The sequence below is a fragment of the Staphylococcus hsinchuensis genome (assembly GCF_038789205.1).
Lineage (GTDB): Bacteria > Bacillota > Bacilli > Staphylococcales > Staphylococcaceae > Staphylococcus > Staphylococcus hsinchuensis.
The window spans coordinates 1,795,376-1,815,239 of sequence record NZ_CP128355.1; the positions used below are offsets into that span (position 1 = coordinate 1,795,376).

General features: G+C 33.4%; 21 protein-coding genes. 1 reads left to right on the forward strand and 20 read right to left on the reverse strand.

Annotated elements, in window-relative coordinates:
- Nucleotides 1–30 precede the first annotated feature (30 nt).
- From QQM35_RS08935 to QQM35_RS08960, 6 genes are all read right to left on the reverse strand, one after another.
- Nucleotides 31–1,134: a Nif3-like dinuclear metal center hexameric protein gene (locus QQM35_RS08935; RefSeq protein WP_251520604.1), complete on the reverse strand. Its 1,104-nt coding sequence runs from the start codon at nt 1,132–1,134 to the stop codon at nt 31–33.
- On the reverse strand, nt 1,135–1,812 hold the full coding sequence (locus QQM35_RS08940) for a tRNA (adenine(22)-N(1))-methyltransferase (RefSeq protein ID WP_251520590.1): 678 nt from the start codon (nt 1,810–1,812) through the stop codon (nt 1,135–1,137).
- 68 nt (nt 1,813–1,880) lie between these two features.
- Nucleotides 1,881–2,987: an RNA polymerase sigma factor RpoD gene (rpoD, locus tag QQM35_RS08945; RefSeq protein ID WP_251520573.1), complete on the reverse strand. Its 1,107-nt coding sequence runs from the start codon at nt 2,985–2,987 to the stop codon at nt 1,881–1,883.
- Nucleotides 2,988–3,115: 128 nt separating this feature from the next.
- Nucleotides 3,116–4,891 (reverse strand): DNA primase, encoded by a 1,776-nt coding sequence (gene dnaG / locus QQM35_RS08950; RefSeq protein WP_251942878.1) that lies wholly within the window; start codon nt 4,889–4,891, stop codon nt 3,116–3,118.
- A 45-nt stretch (nt 4,892–4,936) separates the two neighbouring features.
- Nucleotides 4,937–5,758, reverse strand: coding sequence for a pyruvate, water dikinase regulatory protein (locus tag QQM35_RS08955; protein ID WP_251520567.1), 822 nt, complete (start codon nt 5,756–5,758; stop codon nt 4,937–4,939).
- Nucleotides 5,759–5,771: 13 nt separating this feature from the next.
- Nucleotides 5,772–6,395: a helix-turn-helix transcriptional regulator gene (locus QQM35_RS08960; protein WP_251520967.1), complete on the reverse strand. Its 624-nt coding sequence runs from the start codon at nt 6,393–6,395 to the stop codon at nt 5,772–5,774.
- Between the two features lie 345 nt (nt 6,396–6,740).
- Here QQM35_RS08960 and QQM35_RS08965 point away from each other — a divergent pair, with 345 nt between their 5' ends.
- Nucleotides 6,741–8,132 (forward strand): glycine--tRNA ligase, encoded by a 1,392-nt coding sequence (locus QQM35_RS08965; RefSeq protein ID WP_251520564.1) that lies wholly within the window; start codon nt 6,741–6,743, stop codon nt 8,130–8,132.
- 62 nt (nt 8,133–8,194) lie between these two features.
- Here the strand turns inward: QQM35_RS08965 and recO are convergent, their stop codons facing one another.
- The 14 genes from recO to dnaJ form a co-directional block, all read right to left on the reverse strand.
- A complete protein-coding gene (gene recO / locus QQM35_RS08970) occupies nt 8,195–8,950 on the reverse strand; it encodes a DNA repair protein RecO (protein WP_251520561.1) in 756 nt (251 codons plus the stop codon).
- Between the two features lie 21 nt (nt 8,951–8,971).
- Nucleotides 8,972–9,871: a GTPase Era gene (era, locus tag QQM35_RS08975; protein ID WP_342610338.1), complete on the reverse strand. Its 900-nt coding sequence runs from the start codon at nt 9,869–9,871 to the stop codon at nt 8,972–8,974.
- Nucleotides 9,868–10,275 (reverse strand): cytidine deaminase, encoded by a 408-nt coding sequence (cdd, locus tag QQM35_RS08980; protein WP_251520502.1) that lies wholly within the window; start codon nt 10,273–10,275, stop codon nt 9,868–9,870. The genes era and cdd overlap by 4 nt, the downstream gene beginning before the upstream one ends.
- 101 nt (nt 10,276–10,376) lie before the next feature.
- On the reverse strand, nt 10,377–10,715 hold the full coding sequence (locus QQM35_RS08985) for a diacylglycerol kinase family protein (protein ID WP_251942872.1): 339 nt from the start codon (nt 10,713–10,715) through the stop codon (nt 10,377–10,379).
- A 9-nt stretch (nt 10,716–10,724) separates the two neighbouring features.
- Entirely contained in the window at nt 10,725–11,186 is a 462-nt protein-coding gene (gene ybeY, locus QQM35_RS08990; RefSeq protein WP_251520449.1) for an rRNA maturation RNase YbeY, read from the reverse strand.
- Complete coding sequence (locus QQM35_RS08995; RefSeq protein WP_251520437.1) at nt 11,187–12,134, reverse strand: PhoH family protein; 948 nt, start codon at nt 12,132–12,134, stop codon at nt 11,187–11,189.
- A 410-nt stretch (nt 12,135–12,544) separates the two neighbouring features.
- Nucleotides 12,545–13,201, reverse strand: a complete 657-nt coding sequence (locus QQM35_RS09000; RefSeq protein ID WP_251520434.1) for a hypothetical protein — start codon at nt 13,199–13,201, stop codon at nt 12,545–12,547.
- 16 nt (nt 13,202–13,217) lie between these two features.
- On the reverse strand, nt 13,218–14,204 hold the full coding sequence (floA, locus tag QQM35_RS09005) for a flotillin-like protein FloA (RefSeq protein ID WP_251520431.1): 987 nt from the start codon (nt 14,202–14,204) through the stop codon (nt 13,218–13,220).
- A gap of 12 nt (nt 14,205–14,216) precedes the next feature.
- Nucleotides 14,217–14,927 carry an NfeD family protein gene (locus tag QQM35_RS09010; protein ID WP_251520429.1) on the reverse strand — a complete coding sequence of 237 codons (711 nt, stop codon included), beginning with the start codon at nt 14,925–14,927 and terminating at the stop codon, nt 14,217–14,219.
- 399 nt (nt 14,928–15,326) lie between these two features.
- Nucleotides 15,327–15,503: a 30S ribosomal protein S21 gene (gene rpsU, locus QQM35_RS09015; protein ID WP_251520426.1), complete on the reverse strand. Its 177-nt coding sequence runs from the start codon at nt 15,501–15,503 to the stop codon at nt 15,327–15,329.
- A 122-nt stretch (nt 15,504–15,625) separates the two neighbouring features.
- Nucleotides 15,626–16,972, reverse strand: coding sequence for a tRNA (N(6)-L-threonylcarbamoyladenosine(37)-C(2))-methylthiotransferase MtaB (mtaB, locus tag QQM35_RS09020; protein ID WP_251520423.1), 1,347 nt, complete (start codon nt 16,970–16,972; stop codon nt 15,626–15,628).
- A 5-nt stretch (nt 16,973–16,977) separates the two neighbouring features.
- Entirely contained in the window at nt 16,978–17,730 is a 753-nt protein-coding gene (locus tag QQM35_RS09025) for a 16S rRNA (uracil(1498)-N(3))-methyltransferase (protein WP_251520420.1), read from the reverse strand.
- Nucleotides 17,730–18,671, reverse strand: a complete 942-nt coding sequence (prmA, locus tag QQM35_RS09030) for a 50S ribosomal protein L11 methyltransferase (RefSeq protein ID WP_251520418.1) — start codon at nt 18,669–18,671, stop codon at nt 17,730–17,732. The genes QQM35_RS09025 and prmA overlap by 1 nt, the downstream gene beginning before the upstream one ends.
- Before the next feature lie 3 nt (nt 18,672–18,674).
- Nucleotides 18,675–19,805: a molecular chaperone DnaJ gene (gene dnaJ, locus QQM35_RS09035; RefSeq protein WP_251520416.1), complete on the reverse strand. Its 1,131-nt coding sequence runs from the start codon at nt 19,803–19,805 to the stop codon at nt 18,675–18,677.
- Nucleotides 19,806–19,864 lie beyond the last annotated feature (59 nt).

Genomic DNA, 19,864 nt, shown 5'->3' on the forward strand with positions numbered 1-19,864 from the left:
ATTTCAATTTATTAATAATTACTTGAATGCTTACATATATTCAAAAGGATCTGTGTTAAGTTCTGATTCAATGATATTCAGTGAACTGTCTTCGCCATCTAACCAGAGATACAATAAATCTTTGAGTCCTTGTTTCATTACATATTCACTGTAATGATTAATATCGAGCAAGTTAACACCAGCTATTTTTGCATCTAAAGCATCATGATGTTTAATATCACCAGTTACAAAGATGTCTGCACCTTGCTGAGCAGCTTGATATTCGAACCCAATGCCAGAACCACCAATAATAGCTACTTTTTTAATTTGCTGCTTATTATCACCAACAAATCTTACACTAGGCATTTTTAATGCATCTTTAGCATGATCAACAAATTCTTGTACTGACATACTTTCTTCTAACTCACCTATCATACCTAGACCGTAATCAGCTGTTTTTTCCATTTTAATAAAATCATAAACAGGTGTTTCGTACGGGTGGTATTTTTCAACTAATTGTTGAGCTGTTTGTCGTTGATGTTTGTTAATCATAAATTCAACTTTATATTCTTCAACGTGTTCAATTTTTCCTACGTCTCCTAAATACGGCTGAGCGTTTCCAACTGGCTTAAATTGACCTGTTCCAGAACTTTCAAAGAAACAATATTCGTATTCACCTTCTTGTGCTAAACCATGCTGAGAAAGATTATTTTTAAACGTTTCAAGGTGTGTTTGAGGGATAAAAACATGCACTTTATAGTAATGTATTGTTTCTGGATTTAAAATTCGTTGTTGTTGTAGTTTTAAATGGTTGGCTAACATGGCATTTACGCCACTTGGATAAACATCTAGATTAGTGTGTAGCGCAATTAAATTGATTTGATGTTCAATCAATTTACGAATAATTGCACCATACCCGTCTTGTTCGACAATTTGTTTTACGCCTTTAAAAATGAGTGGATGGTGACATATAATCGTGTTGCATTTTTTAGAAATCGCTTCATCCACGACCTCTTCAGTACAGTCGAGACCCGTTAAAATTCCGGTTATTTCTGAATCATTATCACCAATGAGTAATCCTACATTATCCCAAGACTCAGCAGTATTTAATGGTACATGAGTATTTATAATATTTAATAATTGATTTATTTTCACTTAAATCACCTCTTGTATCATTTCAATTTCTCTATTAATTTCTGTTAAACGGTTGGCATGTTGTTGTGGATTTAAATTAGCTTTTATTTTAAATAATGCATCAAGCTCACGTTGCCATTTTTTATAAAATAAAGCATCTTTATTTTCAAGCAAATAAGGACCAAATTTAATTTCTAATGCAGAAAGATTATGCGACGTGGTAGTTGGATCACATACTAGAATTTCATAAATATGGCCTTTTTCTTCTAATATTTCTTCTGCTACTAATTGGTAGTTGATTTCAGGTAATAATTCTCGAATTGCGCTGGATTGTATATTACTTTGTAAAATCAAACGCGGTTGATGCGTTAATTTTTTGGCACCTTCATTTAAGATTTTAGCAATTAATGGGCCACCCATTCCACAAATTGTAATTGATGTTACCTTTTCATCACCATTCAAAACGGAGAGACCATCACCTAAACGAACATCTATTACATTAGTCATCTGATTGTGTTTCACGTTTTTCTGCGAAGCTTCATATGGGCCAGTGATTACTTCACCAGCGATAGCTTTTTCAATCATTTGATTTTCAATTGCATAAATTGGCAAATATGCATGATCTGAGCCAATATCGACAAGAAAATCACCTATAATATAACGACTCACATGCGTTAACCTTTGATTTAAAGAAATCATTTTCGTATCTCCTCTTTAATATATGTAAAAAGCTCTTTTGTACATCATCGTACAAAAGAGCTTATATTTTAGTCCATGAAGTCTTTTAGGCGTTTACTTCTGCTAGGATGTCTTAACTTTCTTAGTGCTTTTGCTTCGATTTGACGAATACGTTCTCTTGTTACACCAAAGACTTTACCAACTTCTTCTAATGTACGTGTTCTACCATCATCTAAACCAAAACGTAAACGTAGCACGTTTTCTTCTCTATCTGTTAATGTGTCAAGAACATCTTCTAATTGTTCTTTTAACAATTCATAAGCAGCATGATCTGAAGGGCTTTGTGCTTCTTGATCTTCTATGAAATCACCTAAATGACTGTCATCTTCTTCACCGATTGGTGTTTCTAATGACACAGGCTCTTGTGCTATTTTTAATATTTCTCTTACTTTTTCAGGTGGTAGATCCATTTCCTCACCAATCTCTTCTGGTGCTGGATCTCTACCTAAATCTTGTAATAGTTGTCTTTGTACTCTAATTAACTTATTAATCGTTTCGACCATATGCACAGGTATACGAATTGTACGAGCTTGGTCGGCAATCGCTCTTGTGATTGCTTGACGAATCCACCATGTTGCATATGTTGAGAATTTAAATCCTTTATTAAAGTCGAACTTTTCAACGGCTTTAATAAGTCCCATGTTACCTTCTTGAATTAAATCAAGGAATAACATACCTCTACCTACATATCTTTTGGCGATACTTACTACTAAACGTAAGTTAGCTTCTGCTAATCGGGACTTCGCAACTTCATCGCCTTGCTCTATACGTTTTGCTAATTCAATTTCTTCTTGTGCGCTTAATAAATTTACTCGACCGATTTCTTTTAAATACATTCGAACAGGGTCATTAATTTTGACACCTGGAGGCGCACTTAAATCATTGGGATTTAATTTTTCATCAGTATCAGAACTATCTTTTTCATTTACTAAACTTATGTCATTGTCTGCGATTTGGTCAAAGAATTCATCCATTTGGTCAGAATCCATATCGAAATTTTGCATTTTTTCAGCGATATCTTCGTGACTCAAATGACCTTCTTTTTTACCTTTTTCAATCAATTGTTTTTTTACATCGTCTAAAGTTAGAGATGGGTCTATTGTTTGTTTCTTTACTTTAACTTTATTTCCTGACATGAAATGGCCTCCCGAATATAATATCAACATGTAAATAATAATTGAAAAGTAAAATTGTCAATTTTCATAATATATTACATTGAACATGTTGTATATTGCATTTATATACACATATATTCATTATCAATTTAATTTTTATTGTTTTTATTGTAGTTAACTATCTTTTCTAAATAATACTTCTGCAGTTCAAAATCACCTAACCTATTTGCCTCCCGTAGCTTGTGGTTAAGCGTCTCAATCGTTTCTTCATTTCTATTCATCGTCATAGTGTTGATATAATCATCGATTTCATTTTCAAATGGTTCATTATTTATTACATAATTATCTAATGAAAACATTACTTCTTTAACTTCGTTTGAATCGATGTATGGTAACACGTCGCTTAAATTGAACATATCATGTTCAGAATAGAAATCACATAAAACATTAAATATACGCTTAAAATACTGATTTGTAAAGTCTTCTAACTCAATTAATTTATGATTATTTAAAAATATATCTTTATCATTCATAAAGTGTTTCAAGAGTGCTCGTTCTGCTTTCTCCTCTTTAGATAAGTTAGAAAATTGCGGGACAGTAGGTGTTTGATTGTATGAATTGTAATCTGTGTGATTATATCCTACTTCCTTATTTAGACTATCAATGCTTACTTTAAACAATTCTGACACGTCTTGCAATATCTTTTTGCGAAGAATATTAGATTTCATGTACGAAATATCATTGATAATTTCTTTTAAATATTTTTCATAAGCTAAATCATTATTTTCAATTTCATCTTTGTGTAAAGCAACTTTATATAGGATAAACGATTTTTTCTCATGTTCCACGAAGTAATTGAAGGCTTCTGCACCATGCTTTTCAATGTATTCATCCGGATCCATACCATTGGGTAATGAGATAACAAATACATTCAAACCTTGTTGCAATAATAATTGACCTGTCTTTAGCGTTGCTTCACTACCGGCACGGTCACCATCAAACATAAGTGTCACATTGGAAGTGAGTTTTTTTATGAAAGTCATATGTTCTTGAGAAAGGCTTGTTCCCATACTAGCGACAACTTGTTTAAGGCCTGCTTGATCAGCCTTAATAACATCCATAAATCCTTCTAATAAAATAATTTCGTCACTTTGTCTCACAGATCTTCTCGCAAAGTCTAAATTATAAAGTAATCTTCGTTTTTGGAAAATCGGTGTTTCAGGACTATTTAAATATTTAGGTTCTTGATTCGTATATGTTCTACCTGAATATCCTACTGTACGACCTTGTGCATTATTTAAAGGAAACATAATCCGATCCCTAAAACGATCATAGTAACTGAAATTCTCTTCGTTACGGGATAACAAACCAGACTCATATGCGAGTTGTATGTCATAACCTTTCTGCTCTAAAAAGTCATGACAAAATTTAGCACTATTCGGTGCATAACCTATTTTACGTTTATCAATTAATTCATCAGTAAAACCACGTTGTTTCAAATAGTTTAAAGCTTGTTCACCTTCTACTGTCTTTTTTAAAGCATAATGATAATATGCTTGCATAAGTTCATGCATTTCAATCATCTGTAAATCTTCTGAAGCAACTTGGTGAGAAGGATTGTTGTGACTGTCTCCTATGTCTACTTTAACATCGACACGTTCACCGAGTTCTTTCACCGCTTCAGTAAAGGAAATCCCTTTAATTTCTTGTATGAATTGAAAGACATTTCCACCTTTTTTACAACCAAAACAATGACATATTTGCTTATCCTCTGATACTGAAAATGAAGGTGTTTTTTCATCGTGGAATGGACATAGTCCTATATAATTACGTCCTCTTTTTTCTAATTTGACATATTCACTCACTAAATCTAATATGTCTGTTCGCGCTTTTATCGTATTAATTGTCTCTTGATCGATCTTCAAATTTATCACCTATCAAATGTTGGGTTACTATTATATACTATTGTATTAATTTGTAAAACGATTTTGCTCAATGATGCTTATAATATCATTAGCAGTTTCTTCAATTGCTTTATCAGATACATCTATGACCGGACAACCTACTTTGTCTACAAGTTCGTGGAAATAATTCAACTCTTCTTCTATTCGTTGTTCAGTTGCATATCTTGCATGATCACCTAAACCTAGTTGCTTTAATCGTTCTTTGCGAATTCGATTCAGCTTTTCTTCACTTATCTTCAAAGCAATACATTTTGAAGGATCGATTTCGAATAAATCATCTGGTGGTGTTACTTCAGGCACGATCGGTATATTCATAACTTTATAGCTTTTATGTGCTAAATATTGGGAAAGTGGTGTTTTTGAAGTTCTAGAAATACCCAATAATACAATATCGGCCTTTGATAATCCCTTCGGATCTTTACCATCGTCATATTTAACTGCGAATTCAATAGCATCGATCTTTTTAAAATACGCCTCATCCAGTTGGTGTACGAGCCCTGGTTCAAAATAGGGTTCTTCATCGAACTTTTCTAATAAAATATTCATTAATGGTCCCATAATATCAACTGCTTGAATATTATTTTCACGTACCTTAGCTTCCATATATTTACGAATTTCAGGTTTTACTAATGTATACACAACAATAGCATCTGCATCGATTGCTACTTGAATAACTTCGTCTACATTTTCAAGTGCATCAATATATGGATATCTACTTACTTCTCTTTCACACTGTTTAGGATTGAATTGTGATAAACAAGCTCTTGCGACAAGTTCAGCAGTTTCTCCTACAGAATCTGAGGCCACAATAATTCTAATATTTTCCATTTATATAAACCACCTATTCATTAGATAATGATACAAAGATTTTATTAATTGTCGTTTTAGAAATACGTCCTTTAACTTCTAATTTACCGTTATCTTTAGTTGTAACTATAGGTAAAGAATCTACTTCTTTATCAATCATTAACTTTGCTGCATGAACAACCTTTTCATCTTCGAAAATATAATGTAAATTAGGCATGCGTGTCATTATTATATTCACTGGCATCGTATGTATATCCTCTCCAATCATAGACGCTCTTAATAAATCTTTTCGAGAACATACACCGAAAAAATCTCCATTTTTATTAATGACAAATAACGTACTGACATTTTCTAGGAAAATCGTACAAATCGCATCGTATATCGACATTTCGTCTTTAACTACAACCGGTAAAGATGCATAATCTTTAACAATATATTGCTTTAACTCATCCGTTATTAATTTATTCTTTGGTTTACCAGAATAATAATAACCTACTCTTGGACGAGCTTCTAAAATACCAGACATTGTTAAAATAGCTAAATCAGGTCTAAGTGTAGCGCGTGTTAAATCGAGTCGGTCTGCAATTCGTTCACCCGTTATCGGGCCATTACTTTTAACAATTTCAACAATTTGTTGTTGTCTTTTATTAAGTTCTATAAGACTTCACCCTTTCACTCGTTCATATTAATTATACATTGAAATTAAAATTGCCACAAATACATGTATTTACTTGCGAATAAATAAGCAATACATTAAAATTAGTATATAAAGCGAGTTAAGGTTGGTGGGAGCTTAACATAAATATTTGGCTACAATTTAATGACTTTGAAAGCGAGTGTACACACTAATTTGGGTGGAACCGCGGGTTATGAAATAATAATTCATTTATACATTTAATTAATGAAATTTTAAAATTAACTCGTCCCAAGACCTTGAGTGAGCTCTTTTATGGCTTATTCTTGGTCTTGGGGCGTTTTTATGTAAAAAAAGGAGTGTTTTTTAATGGCAAAAGATATGGAAACGATTGTTCAATTAGCAAAACATAGAGGTTTTGTATTTCCAGGAAGTGACATTTATGGTGGTTTATCAAACACATGGGATTACGGTCCACTAGGTGTTGAATTAAAGAACAACGTTAAAAAAGCTTGGTGGCAAAAGTTCATCACGCAATCCCCATATAACGTTGGTATCGATGCTGCAATATTAATGAACCCAAAAACTTGGGAAGCATCTGGCCATTTAGGTAACTTTAATGATCCAATGATCGATAATAAAGACAGTAAGATTCGTTACCGTGCTGACAAATTAATTGAAAACTACATGGCTGAAGAAAAAGGCGATGAAGATTTCGTAGCTGACGGTCTAAGCTTTGATGAAATGAAACGCATTATTGACGAAGAAGGTATTGTTTGTGAAGTAAGTGGCACAGCAAATTGGACAGACATTCGTCAATTCAACCTTATGTTCAAAACGTTCCAAGGTGTTACCGAAGATACTACTAACGAACTTTTCTTACGCCCTGAAACAGCTCAAGGTATTTTCGTGAACTATAAAAATGTTCAACGTACAATGCGTAAAAAGTTACCATTCGGAATTGGTCAAATTGGTAAATCATTCCGTAATGAAATTACACCTGGTAACTTCATCTTTAGAACACGTGAATTCGAACAAATGGAATTAGAATTCTTCTGTAAACCAGGCGAAGAAATTGAATGGCAAAATTACTGGAAAACATTCGCAAGTCAATGGCTTAAAGACTTAAACTTAAGCGAAGACAACACACGTTTACGTGATCATGATGCAGATGAATTATCTCACTATTCAAATGCCACAACTGATATTGAATACCGCTTCCCATTCGGCTGGGGTGAACTATGGGGTATCGCAAGTCGTACAGACTTTGACTTGAAGAAACATAGTGAACATTCTGGTGAAGACTTCAGATATCATGATCAAGAAACAGGTGAAAAATATTTACCATATTGTATCGAACCGTCATTAGGTGCAGATCGTGTGACACTTGCATTCTTATGTGATGCATATGAAGAAGAAGGCGTTGAAGGTAGTAAAGATGCTAGAACTGTATTACGTTTCCACCCTGCCTTAGCACCATATAAAGCAGCAGTATTACCATTAAGTAAAAAATTATCAAGCGAAGCAATCAAAGTCTTTGAACAACTAAGTACTAAATTCTCAATCGACTTTGATGAATCACAATCAATTGGTAAACGTTACCGTCGTCATGACGAAATCGGTACACCATACTGTATCACATTCGACTTCGACTCATTAGAAGATCAACAAGTTACAGTACGTGATCGCGATTCAATGGAACAAGTGCGTATGCCAATTTCTGAGCTTGAATCATTCCTAGCTGAAAGAGTTACTTTTTAATTCATAATCACACTTATATAAACAACAAACCCGGAGAGTGAGATTTCATCACTTTCCGGGTTTTATATATCTTCTAATCGATTAAGTTGATTGATTAATTTTTGACTTTTGAAGTACGTCCCTGCGTACTCTTTATATAGTAATATAATTAATTCTGACATTTCGTCTACGACATCACCATGTATATTCAAACTATTCATTTGATTAATTGGTAATTTAAGTAATATATCTAATAAGTACAATGTTTTATTAGATATTTTGAAAGCATATGGATCTTGATGTATAACCTTTTGTGAAATAGCTCCATCGAATTTAAAGCTATAACCTACAAGCTGAGATTGGTCTGTATTACCTGTGACTACGCAATGATCAAAAATTGCACTGAATCCAAAACGAGACATACATTTCAGTAATACAACGACTGACATCAACTGAGCTGAAACACCTGATTTAATCTTTTCAAGAATAAAATGCAATAAATCATAACTAAATTGAGAAATCTCGTCGTATTCGATTGAACGATCTATAGCTTCAGTGCATAAACTCGCATAACTACTTTCATAAATGTCTAATCGCAAATGATAATTTTGCTCGATTACATCAACTGAACTTAAAGATCCCATGCCCTTCCATTTTGAATAAATAAATAAACCATAAACAAAGAGTTGCGTATTTGCCTGCAACCCTTGTTTGTTCTTTTTTGCCCTGCGTACCATTAGAGGTACTTTGGCACCATATTCATTTAATATCGTTATGATTTTATCGGATTCGCCATAATCAACCGTTTTAATAATAATTCCTTTTTGTTTGATTAACATGATAGCTCACCGACTTCCAACTTAATCTTGATCTTCTAAATATCCCATTTGACGTATGAAATTAACTTTATTACGCCAATCTTTCTGTACTTTAACCCAAAGCTCTAAATAAACTTTTGAACCGAGTAATCTTTCGATGTCAATTCTTGCTCGTTTTCCAACTTCTTTTAACTTTTTACCACCTTTTCCGATTATAATACCCTTTTGTGAATCTCTTTCGACAAAAATCGTGGCTTCAATTCTAACTCTATCCTCTGACTCTTTTATCATTCGGTCTACATTCACCCCGATAGCATGAGGAATCTCTTCACTTGTTAAATGTAAAATCTTTTCACGTATTAATTCACTTACGACAAATTGTTCAGGATGGTCAGAAATTTGGTCATCAGGGTAATATTTTGGTCCTTCTGGTAAGTATGATTTAAGCACTTCAATAAAGTGATCAACATTTAACCCTTCTAGTGCTGAAATTGGAATCACATCTGTGAATTCCATATATTCTTTATATTGTTCAATTCTAGGCATTAACGCATCTGGATGCACTAAATCAATTTTATTTAATACTAAAAAGACTGGTGTTTTAACATCTTTTAGCATTTCCATGATAAATTCATCACCACGACCAATTTCTTCAGTGACGTTAACCATAAACATAATCGCATCAGTGTCCGATAATGTATTCTTGGCAACTTTCATCATATAATCTCCAAGTTTATGTTTAGGTTTATGGATACCTGGTGTATCTAAAAAGATGATTTGAGCATCATCTTGTGTCATAACACCTTGAATTTTATTTCTAGTAGTTTGCGCTTTATCCGACATAATTGCAATTTTAAGTCCTAAAACGTGGTTCATAAAAGTAGACTTACCTACATTGGGTCTACCTATTATTGATATAAATCCTGATTTATGTTCTGTCATTTTGTTAAATCCTTTCCAGAAAATCCTAACGGTAATAACTCACCCACCGTTGATTCGATTATTTCACCTTTGTGATTTGTCATATATACTGGCATATCATCATCGCATAATTCCTTTAAGAACTGGCGACATGCGCCACACGGTGACGATGGTTGTTCTGCATCTACAGTAATCGTAATTGATTCAAATTCACCAGGTTGAACGCCATCTGATATTGCTGCTACTAAACTTGAACGCTCAGCACAAATAGCCATAGGATAAGCTGCATTTTCTACATTGGCACCTGAATATGTTTGGCCATGTTTAGTAACTAAATAAGCGCCTACTTTAAATTGACTATAAGGTGCATACGCTCGAGATTGTGCCTCTCTTACTGCTTCAAAATAATGTTGTTGATATGCCAAATAAATCACTCCTAAATAAATAGTAGAGATTCTAAGTTTCAAAGAAAAGAGATGTTCCTTTGTATTACTTTCTCTACTTACCTTGTTTTAATTGTAGTAACTTACTTAAAAATGTGAGGTATAAAGATGAGTAATCCAACAATAAATGCCACAATAGCAGCAATTAACACGCTAAACGCGGCAACATCTTTAGCATGTTTAGCTAAAGGATGATAATCTTCAGTTACTAAATCCACCACATACTCCACAGCAGTATTGATTACTTCAAATGCGATAACAAGACCTATTGAAACGATGATTAAGAGCCATTCTATGCGTGAAATGTTAAAGAAAAAACCAAAACAAACGACAACGAATGCTGTTATTAAATGCATCAAAAATTTATAATCTTTCTTCAACAAGACCCACATACCTTGAAATGCATAAGAAAATCTTTTCATAATAATGCCCTAATCTCTTGTTAAGCCATAGGCATTTAATATCTCATCTTGTCGACCAAACATTTGCTTTTCATCAGTTTCATTCATATGATCATATCCAAGTAAATGTAAGAAACCATGTAATACTAGAAAACCTAGTTCTCTTTCAAAGGTATGGCCATAAGTTTCGGCTTGTTCAGCTGCAACATCTGTACAGATAATAATATCGCCTAATACACGAGGCATGTCAATATCATGTATAACTGGTTCATCTTCTTCTAATGCAAACGAAATAACATCTGTTACTTTATCTTTATCGCGATACATTTTATTAATATTTTGAATTTCTTCTTTATCTACAAATGTAATGGATAATTCTGCATCACTCTCTATACCTTCTTGGTCTTTTGCAAAATTCAATAATTTCTCGATTTGTTCAATCCATTCCGTTTCAACTATATTTGTATGATCACTAAAATCTATTGTAAACATTTAGTTCTCTCCTTCATACCGATCTATAATTTTACTTACTAATGGATGACGTACGACATCGCTTTGGTCTAAATGGTGAATACTTAATCCTTTAACATCTTTAAGTTTTTTAATCGCTTCTTTTAATCCGCTCTTAACACCTTTTGGTAAATCTATTTGTGTGTGGTCACCTGTTACTATCATTTTAGAACCAAATCCTAAACGTGTTAAAAACATTTTCATTTGAGCATGTGTTGTATTTTGTGCTTCGTCTAAGATTACAAACGCATCATCTAACGTACGACCACGCATATATGCAAGTGGTGCAATTTCGATGATTCCTCTATCAATAAAACGTTCAGTTTGTTCTCTACCTAAAACTGTGTTTAAACCATCGTATAAAGGACGTAAATATGGATCGACTTTTTCTTTTAAATCTCCTGGTAAGAAACCTAATGATTCCCCTGCTTCTACTGCAGGTCTAGTTAACACGATTCGCTTTACATTCCCTTTTCGGAGTTGTTTAGCGGCATAAACCACAGCTAAAAATGTCTTCCCTGTACCAGCAGGACCTACACCAAATACTAAATCATTATGATGCATCGCATTCACGTATAGGCGTTGTCCCATTGTTTTAGCACGTATAACCTTACCAAAGGCATCTTTAGTAATCTCATCATCATATAAATCTAATAAATATTGGATCTTACCATTTTGAGCCATTTTAATTGCGGCTTCAACATCTTTAAGCGTAATGGTAACGTCTTGTTGTATAACTTTTAATAGATTAATGAGTACTGATTCTGCTTTTTCAACATGCTCGATACGTTCTCCCTTAACTGAAACTTCTTGTCCTCGAGCATGAACAATGACATCAAATCCTTCCTCAATGGCTTTGATATGTTCATCATTATTTCCAATGAGAGCTTGAGCTTCATTGATGTCATCAATTTGAATAATTCCTGGCATATAGGTGCTCCTTTTCCTGAAAAATTAGTTTAATATCATTTTATCTTATTAAATTTTCTGTTACAAAAATAAATACTAAAATATAAGCATAGAAGCGCTCGAAATTTAAAATTTTAAATTTGAAAACACATAGTGAATATAACTTTAAAATTTATGAATGCATGTAAGACGAACACAAAGAATGCTATCAATGGTCATTGTCAATTAAATCTTACACTGTCATTATATCATGGATTTCAAAAATATTATTTGTAAGCGACCCAAATTCAATGGGTAAATTTCATTTTTTAAAAATCACGTTAACAAAAAAGACTGGACCTTTAATAAGTCCAGTCTTATAACATATTCAGCGACAAACTGTAAAAAATATTTATTAGTATGTTTCGTACTATTTGTTTTCGTTCAAGTGTTTATAAACGTTTAGGTTGTTCTAAAACCTCTGACCAAATGATACCATTTACTATTTCATCTTGGTCAAAACGTAATTTCTCTTTAGGCTGTGCTTCATGGTTTTGATTAGATTGTAATAACTGTCTTAAGCGATACCTTTTAGTTCTCTCACTTAAGTTTTCATCTTTTATAATTTCTTGTGCTTTTCGTTCAGTTCGTTCAATTCGCTTAGCATGTTCCCGATCTATTTCAGATCGAACTTGTTCGAGTTCAGACATCAAGTCATCTTCAAGTTGTTTTGTAGTTTGAACAGGTTTAGCGTCTTGTACTTTTTTAACCTTTTCTGGTTTTACCTCTCTGTTCTCAGTACGTGTTGCTGTTTGTAGCTGAGGTTGAGTTGGTTGCGCTTCTTTTTGTTTTGGTGTTTCTTTTTTCTCTGTCGTTTTTTTCTCAGGTTCTGTATATTCTCCAAAAGGATCATCAAACTCTTGCTCAAGCTTTTTAAATGTACGTTCTATTTCTTCTAAAAACCCTTTAGATTTTGGCTGCTCACCATTCGGTTTTGACGATTGTGTTTGTTTAGGGGTTTTATTCCTTTTCTTGTGGTTATCATCACGAATTGCACTTATTATAGAAATTACAACAGATATTACAAAAATTATAATACCAATGTTCATATATAATCACCCCTAATTATTTATCTGGTGATCCGTTATCTTCTGGGTTAGTGCGTTTATTAATTGATTCTCTCATGCCTGTATCAGCTTCGATATTTTTTAGATTGTAATAATCTTTTACTCCAATATTTCCTGAACGTAATGCTTCAGACATAGCTTTAGGAACTTCGGCTTCTGCTTCAACAACTTTCGCTTTCATTTCTTGAACGCGTGCTTTCATTTCTTGTTCACTTGCTACAGCCATTGCTCTACGTTCTTCCGCTTTCGCTTGAGCAATATTCTTATCAGCAAGTGCTTGTTCAGTTTGAAGGTCTGCACCGATATTTTTACTAATATCTACATCTGCAATATCAATTGAAAGTATTTCAAAAGCAGTACCTGAATCTAATCCTTTACTTAACACGGTTTTTGAAATATTATCTGGATTTTCTAACACTTGTGTATGATGCTCACTTGAACCGATTGTTGAAACAATACCTTCACCTACACGTGCGATAATCGTTTCCTCACCTGCACCACCGACAAGACGAGCGATATTTGCTCGTACAGTAATTCTTGCTTTAGCTTTAACCTCAATACCGTTCATCGCTACGCCGGCAATAAATGGTGTTTCAATAACCTTTGGATTTACTGACATTTGAACAGCTTCTAATACATCACGACCTGCTAGATCGATTGCTGCACCTCTTTCAAAAGGTAAATCAATGTCTGCACGTTGAGCTGCAATATTTGCATCAACTACGCGATCCACATTACCACCAGCTAAGAAATGTGATTCCAATTGATTTGTCGATAAATTTAATCCAGCTTTATGTGCTTTGATTAAAGGTGAAATCACTTTACGTGGTGAAACACGTCTTAATCTCATACCTACAAGTGTACTAATACTTACTTTAACACCTGCTGCTATAGCTGAAATCCATAATCCAACAGGTACAAAAGAAAGTAGAATTAGTAGTGCTAAAACGACTACTACTGCAATAATAATAATAATTGGTATCATATTTACTCTCCTTTACGATTCAAATTCTCTAACAACGACACGTGTACCTTCAACTTCTAGAATTTTGACTTCTTTATTCCTTAAAATAAAAGAACCATCTGAGACAGCATCAATACGTTCATTGTTAACAGTTATTATGCCAGCTGGTCGTAAATCTGTTGACGTTTTGGCAATTTGACCAACTAGATAAGAGCGATCTTCATGAGAAGTGTAACCAGCTTCTGCGTTTGTAGAATCTTTTAGAACTACTTTATCTAAAAATGGTATTGTCCGTTTAAATATTTTCACAAGTACCACCCACTCAATTAATGATAAAATTAATGCTATAACGACATTGGCTAACATCAAAACTAAATTATCACCTAATGTAATTATGCTTAAAGTAATGAGTATTAAACCAATAATACCAATCACTGCACCTATGACAAATAACTCAATTATGACTAATATTGCCCCAATAATAAATAACAATACTGAGTAAAAATTAACATCACCCTTAACAAAGAATCCTAAAAAGAAAGTCATCAATGCAAGAGTTGCAATGATACCAATTATATTTACTTTTTTGGAATATAATTGATATAAAAACCCCGTAAAGATAATACAAGTAAGAATAAGTGAAACAATGGGGTTCACAATGAAATTTGCAATATGGCTTACCCAGGTGTCATTTTCTACAAATTGAGTTGCAAAGATTCTATGTAAATTATTCGAAGAAAACACGCTATCACCTCGCTCTCCACTCAATTATACATGAAATTAATAAATGATTATACCGTTTACATCTTAAAATTCTATATTTTCATAATATTCTTTTACTCAAATGGAATAAACAAAATATATTATAGTAATGAATGGGAAATAAATCGCACATTTACCCTTAGAATAAAAGAAACAATGATCCGCATCCATATAATGCGAAGACAAATTAAGTCGATTAGTACATAATTTTTTGTAAAGTTTGACCATTGATACTTTTACACATTTTCGCTAAACCATTTAATCAAACTTGAATCTACTTTATTGTTAAAAATATAGAAAAAAGCCTTAGTTGTTATTAACAACTAAGGCTTTTTATTTATAATTAAATGTTGGTGTTGAGGGAGTCAACGAAACAAACAATTATTTGAATTTGCGTTTACGCGCAGCTTCAGATTTCTTTTTACGTCTAACACTTGGTTTTTCGTAATATTCACGTTTACGAACTTCTTGGATTGTACCGCTTTTAGAAACTGATCGCTTGAATCGACGTAACGCATCTTCAAGAGATTCGTTATTTTTTACTACTGTTTTAGACATGTGTATTTCCCTCCCTCCAAATATCAACGAAACTTTATTGTCAGCACATAGTATTCAACTATGTATAGAATAGTATAATATAACTTATTAGTCGGGTCAATTATGAATTTACATTTTTAACATTATACTAACACAGACTGATCAGTGCTATTAGAAGCATGGTTTACAATTCTTAATAATTGACCTTCATTCATTGGATAATCTGGTTTAGTGATTTTCACTTTAACAATTTGTCCAATTAAAGATTCGTCACCTTGGAATTCCACTTTCATATAGTTATCTGCATAACCAACTAAAGTACCTTCTTCACTACCAACTTCTTCAGGTATTACTTCTAATACATCTTGATCGAATTTTGAAGCATATTGTTTAGCTAGTTGATCACTTAAGTTAATTAAAGTATGCACGCGTTCATTTTTAATATTTTCATCAATCTGATCGTCCATTCTCGCAGCTGGTGTACCAATTCTAGGTGAATATGGGAATACGTGTAACTCTGAGAATTGATGATTAACGATGAAATCATATGTTTCTTGGAATTCCTCATCAGTCTCTCCAGGGAATCCTACAATAACATCACTAGTCACTGCTAAATCAGGTAATGCTTCATGCAAACGAGTCAAACGCTCTGAAAAATGAGCCATAGAATACTTTCTTCTCATACGTTTTAGAACCGAATCTGATCCTGATTGTAATGGAATGTGTAAGTGTCTAACAACTTTATTGGATTGTTCTAGAACAGAAATTACTTCATCCGTCAGTTGGCTTGCTTCAATAGAAGAAATACGAATACGTTCTAAACCATCTACTGTATCTAAATCTCTTAGTAGTTGAGCAAGATTATAGTTTTTTAAATCTTGACCATATCCACCTGTGTGAATACCTGTAAGTACGATTTCTTTATACCCTGATTCGACTAATTGCGTAGCTTGTTCAACTACTTTTTCTGGATCTCTAGAGCGCATAAGGCCTCGTGCCCATGGAATAATGCAGAATGTACAGAAGTTATTACAACCTTCTTGAATTTTTAATGATGCACGTGTTCTATCAGTGAAGTACGGTACCTCTAATTCTTCATAAGTACGATTCTTCATAATATTACCTACACCATTGATAGGTTGTCTTTCTTTTTTATATTCTTCAATATAACCAATTAATTTCGTTCTATCTTGAGTACCTACAACGATATCCACTCCAGGAATATCCATAATTTCAGCTGGTGAAGTTTGTGCATAACAACCTGTTACGCATACAACAGCATCAGGATTTTGACGAATGGCTCTTCTAATAACCTGTCTACTTTTTTTATCACCAGTGTTAGTAACAGTACATGTATTGATTACAAATACATCAGCGTTTGTATTAAAGTCAACGCGATCGTAATTTGCATCTTTAAATAATTGCCAAATTGCTTCAGTTTCGTAATGGTTTACTTTACAGCCTAATGTGTGAAAGGCTACAGTTGACATAAATATCACTCCAATAAATCTTTTTCATAACTTATAGCACTCAATACGTAAAGCGGTGCTGTTTCTGCCCTTAATATTCTCGGACCAAGACCAATTTGATTGGCTTTATTATCAAATAAAGAAATCTCTTCTTCGGTGAGCCCTCCTTCTGGCCCGAATATGACAAGGATACGATCACCATAAGAGAATTGCTTTATTATCGATTTAAAATTTATATTCTCTCCATCTTTAGCTGCATTTTCATATGCAATAAGAACATAGTCATATTCTTCAATACTACCATAAATTTCTTTTAAATTCGATGCATAGTTTATTTTAGGAATCGTAAGTCGATAACTTTGTTCTGCAGCTTCTTTAATAATTTTTTCCCAACGATCCAATTTCTTCGCAACTTTATTATTGTTTAATTTCACGACAGAACGTTGCATCGCTGTAGCTATAAATTGGCTTGCCCCTAATTCAGTAGCTTTCTGTAACAACCACTCGTATTTATCTGCTTTGATTAAACCACTACAAATTGTAACCTCCTGTGGCAATTCTGTATCTATATCAATTTTATTCTCAAGTATAATTTCAACACCGTTGTCATTCATATCAATGATTTTACATTCATAAACCTGTTTATCTTCAAAAGTAATAATAATATAATCGTCTATTTGATGACGCATCACATTTTTAATATGATGTATATCATCTTTATTTGTAATAAAAAAACGCTGATGATCATCAGCGTTTTGGTTTAAAAAATATCTTTGCATTATGATTCGCTCACTTTCTGTCCAACGATACAGACCCATCCGTTATCGTGATTAATTGAAATAATGTTAAACCCAATACGCTTCATATGTTCTACGATGGCCTCGTGTTTTTCCTCAATAATTCCAGATGTGATAAAATAACCATCTTCTTTTAACGTATTATAAGCATCTTCAATCATTTCATCAATAATGTGAGCTAAAATATTCGCAATTACGACGTTATATTGTTGTTGTTCTTCTTTTAATAAATTGCCTTCAACAATTTCGATTGCATCTACGCATTGATTTTTTTCGAAGTTTTCCTTAGCTACTCTCACAGCAAGTTCATCAACATCTATTGCTTTAATATGTTGAACATTCAATAGATGAGAAGCAATGCTTAAAATGCCAGAACCAGTACCAACATCAATTACAGAATCATCAGGTTTTACATATGTTTCTATTGCTTTTAAACACATGCTTGTTGTTGGGTGATCACCAGTTCCGAAGGCCATTCCAGGATCTAATTCTATACATAGTTCATTTGCGTCTTCTTTTTGGTATGATTCCCAACTTGGAACAATTGTAAATTTCTCTGATGCACGGAAAGGATGGAAATAATTTTTCCATTCATTTTCCCAGTCTTGATCTCTTATCGTAGATTCTTCAAATTCAAATATATTATTATCGAGGTTTGATATTTGCTTAATTTGTGTTTGAATTTCGTTTTTAAGTTGTGCTGTATATTTCATTTCATTGAAATAAGCTTTAACTCTTACACCCTCGTCCGGGTAATCTGATTCATTTAATTCAAATATTTCACCATGTTTATCTGCAAAGTCATGTTTAAGATCATTTGAATCTTCGATAACGACACCATTTGAGCCTAACTCTTCTAGAATATTCGTGACCACGTAGACAACGTCATGATTTACTGTAATTGATACTTCGGTCCAGTTCATTTGCTATTCTCCTTTAAAGAATCTTTTAGCTTTATCTTTGAAATTTGTCGGTTGCTCTTCTAGTTGTTCTCCATCTATTTCTGCAAATTCACGTAATAATTCTTTTTGTCGATCAGACATTTTTGTTGGTGTAACAACTTTAACATTTACAAACAAGTCACCATATCCGTATCCATGTACATTTTTAATACCTTTATCTTTTAGGCGGAATTGTTTACCTGTTTGTGTACCTGCTGGAATAGTAAGCATTACCTGTCCATTTAGAGTAGGTACTTTAATTTCGTCACCTAAGCTTGCTTGCGCAATACTAATATTTAACGAATGGAATATATCGTCTCCATCTCTATCAAATGTGTCAGATGGTTTTACTCTAAATACGACATATAAATCACCTTGTGGTCCTCCGTTTTCACCTGGACCACCTTCTCCTGCTAAACGGATTTGTTGTTCATTATCTACACCTTCAGGCACAGTTACACGGATTTTAACTGTTTTATTTTCTGTACCTTTACCATGACAAGTTGGGCATGGCTCTTCAAATTCTTGTCCTGTACCATTACATGATGGACAAACTTTTTCAGTTCTTACTCGGCCAAGAATTGTATTTTGTTCAACAGATACGTGACCGGCACCGTTACAGTATGAACAAGTTTTCTTTTTCGTGCCAGGTTTTGCACCTTCACCATCACAAGTATGACAAGTAACGTCTTTTCGAATAGAAATTTCTTTTTCAGTACCAAACACTGCTTCGTCGAATGTTACTGTCATTGTGTATTGTAAATCATCACCTTTTCGTGGGGCGTTTGGATCACGTTGTCTTCCACCACCAAAGAATGAACTGAAGATGTCTTCGAAACCGCCGCCGAAGCCACTGAAGTCTTGGCCGCCAAAACCTTGTCCACCAAAACCACCTTGTGGACCATCATGACCAAATTGATCATAATTTGCACGTTTATTTTCGTCACTTAATACTTCATATGCTTCTGAAAGCTCTTTGAACTTTTCGTCGGCACCTTCTTCTTGGTTAATATCTGGATGATATTTTTTTGATAATTTACGGTAAGCTTTTTTTATTTCATCTTTCGAAGCATCTTTACTTACTCCTAAGACTTCATAATAATCTCTTTTAGCCACAGTTATCTCTCCTTTACTGTATTTTATAGTCGTTTGAGATATAAACTCATTTAAGAAAA

Bases quoted from the DNA above. Each gene is read 5' to 3' on its own strand.
- QQM35_RS08940 (WP_251520590.1), bottom strand. From the start codon at position 1,812: ATGATTTCTTTAAATCAAAGGTTAACGCATGTGAGTCGTTATATTATA.
- rpoD (WP_251520573.1), bottom strand. From the start codon at position 2,987: ATGTCAGGAAATAAAGTTAAAGTAAAGAAACAAACAATAGACCCATCT.
- QQM35_RS08955 (WP_251520567.1), bottom strand. From the start codon at position 5,758: ATGGAAAATATTAGAATTATTGTGGCCTCAGATTCTGTAGGAGAAACT.
- QQM35_RS08965 (WP_251520564.1), top strand. From the start codon at position 6,741: ATGGCAAAAGATATGGAAACGATTGTTCAATTAGCAAAACATAGAGGT.
- recO (WP_251520561.1), bottom strand. From the start codon at position 8,950: ATGTTAATCAAACAAAAAGGAATTATTATTAAAACGGTTGATTATGGC.
- era (WP_342610338.1), bottom strand. From the start codon at position 9,871: ATGACAGAACATAAATCAGGATTTATATCAATAATAGGTAGACCCAAT.
- QQM35_RS08985 (WP_251942872.1), bottom strand. From the start codon at position 10,715: ATGAAAAGATTTTCTTATGCATTTCAAGGTATGTGGGTCTTGTTGAAG.
- ybeY (WP_251520449.1), bottom strand. From the start codon at position 11,186: ATGTTTACAATAGATTTTAGTGATCATACAAATATAGTTGAAACGGAA.
- QQM35_RS08995 (WP_251520437.1), bottom strand. From the start codon at position 12,134: ATGCCAGGAATTATTCAAATTGATGACATCAATGAAGCTCAAGCTCTC.
- QQM35_RS09000 (WP_251520434.1), bottom strand. From the start codon at position 13,201: ATGAACATTGGTATTATAATTTTTGTAATATCTGTTGTAATTTCTATA.
- floA (WP_251520431.1), bottom strand. From the start codon at position 14,204: ATGATACCAATTATTATTATTATTGCAGTAGTAGTCGTTTTAGCACTA.
- rpsU (WP_251520426.1), bottom strand. From the start codon at position 15,503: ATGTCTAAAACAGTAGTAAAAAATAACGAATCTCTTGAAGATGCGTTA.
- mtaB (WP_251520423.1), bottom strand. From the start codon at position 16,972: ATGTCAACTGTAGCCTTTCACACATTAGGCTGTAAAGTAAACCATTAC.
- QQM35_RS09025 (WP_251520420.1), bottom strand. From the start codon at position 17,730: ATGCAAAGATATTTTTTAAACCAAAACGCTGATGATCATCAGCGTTTT.
- prmA (WP_251520418.1), bottom strand. From the start codon at position 18,671: ATGAACTGGACCGAAGTATCAATTACAGTAAATCATGACGTTGTCTAC.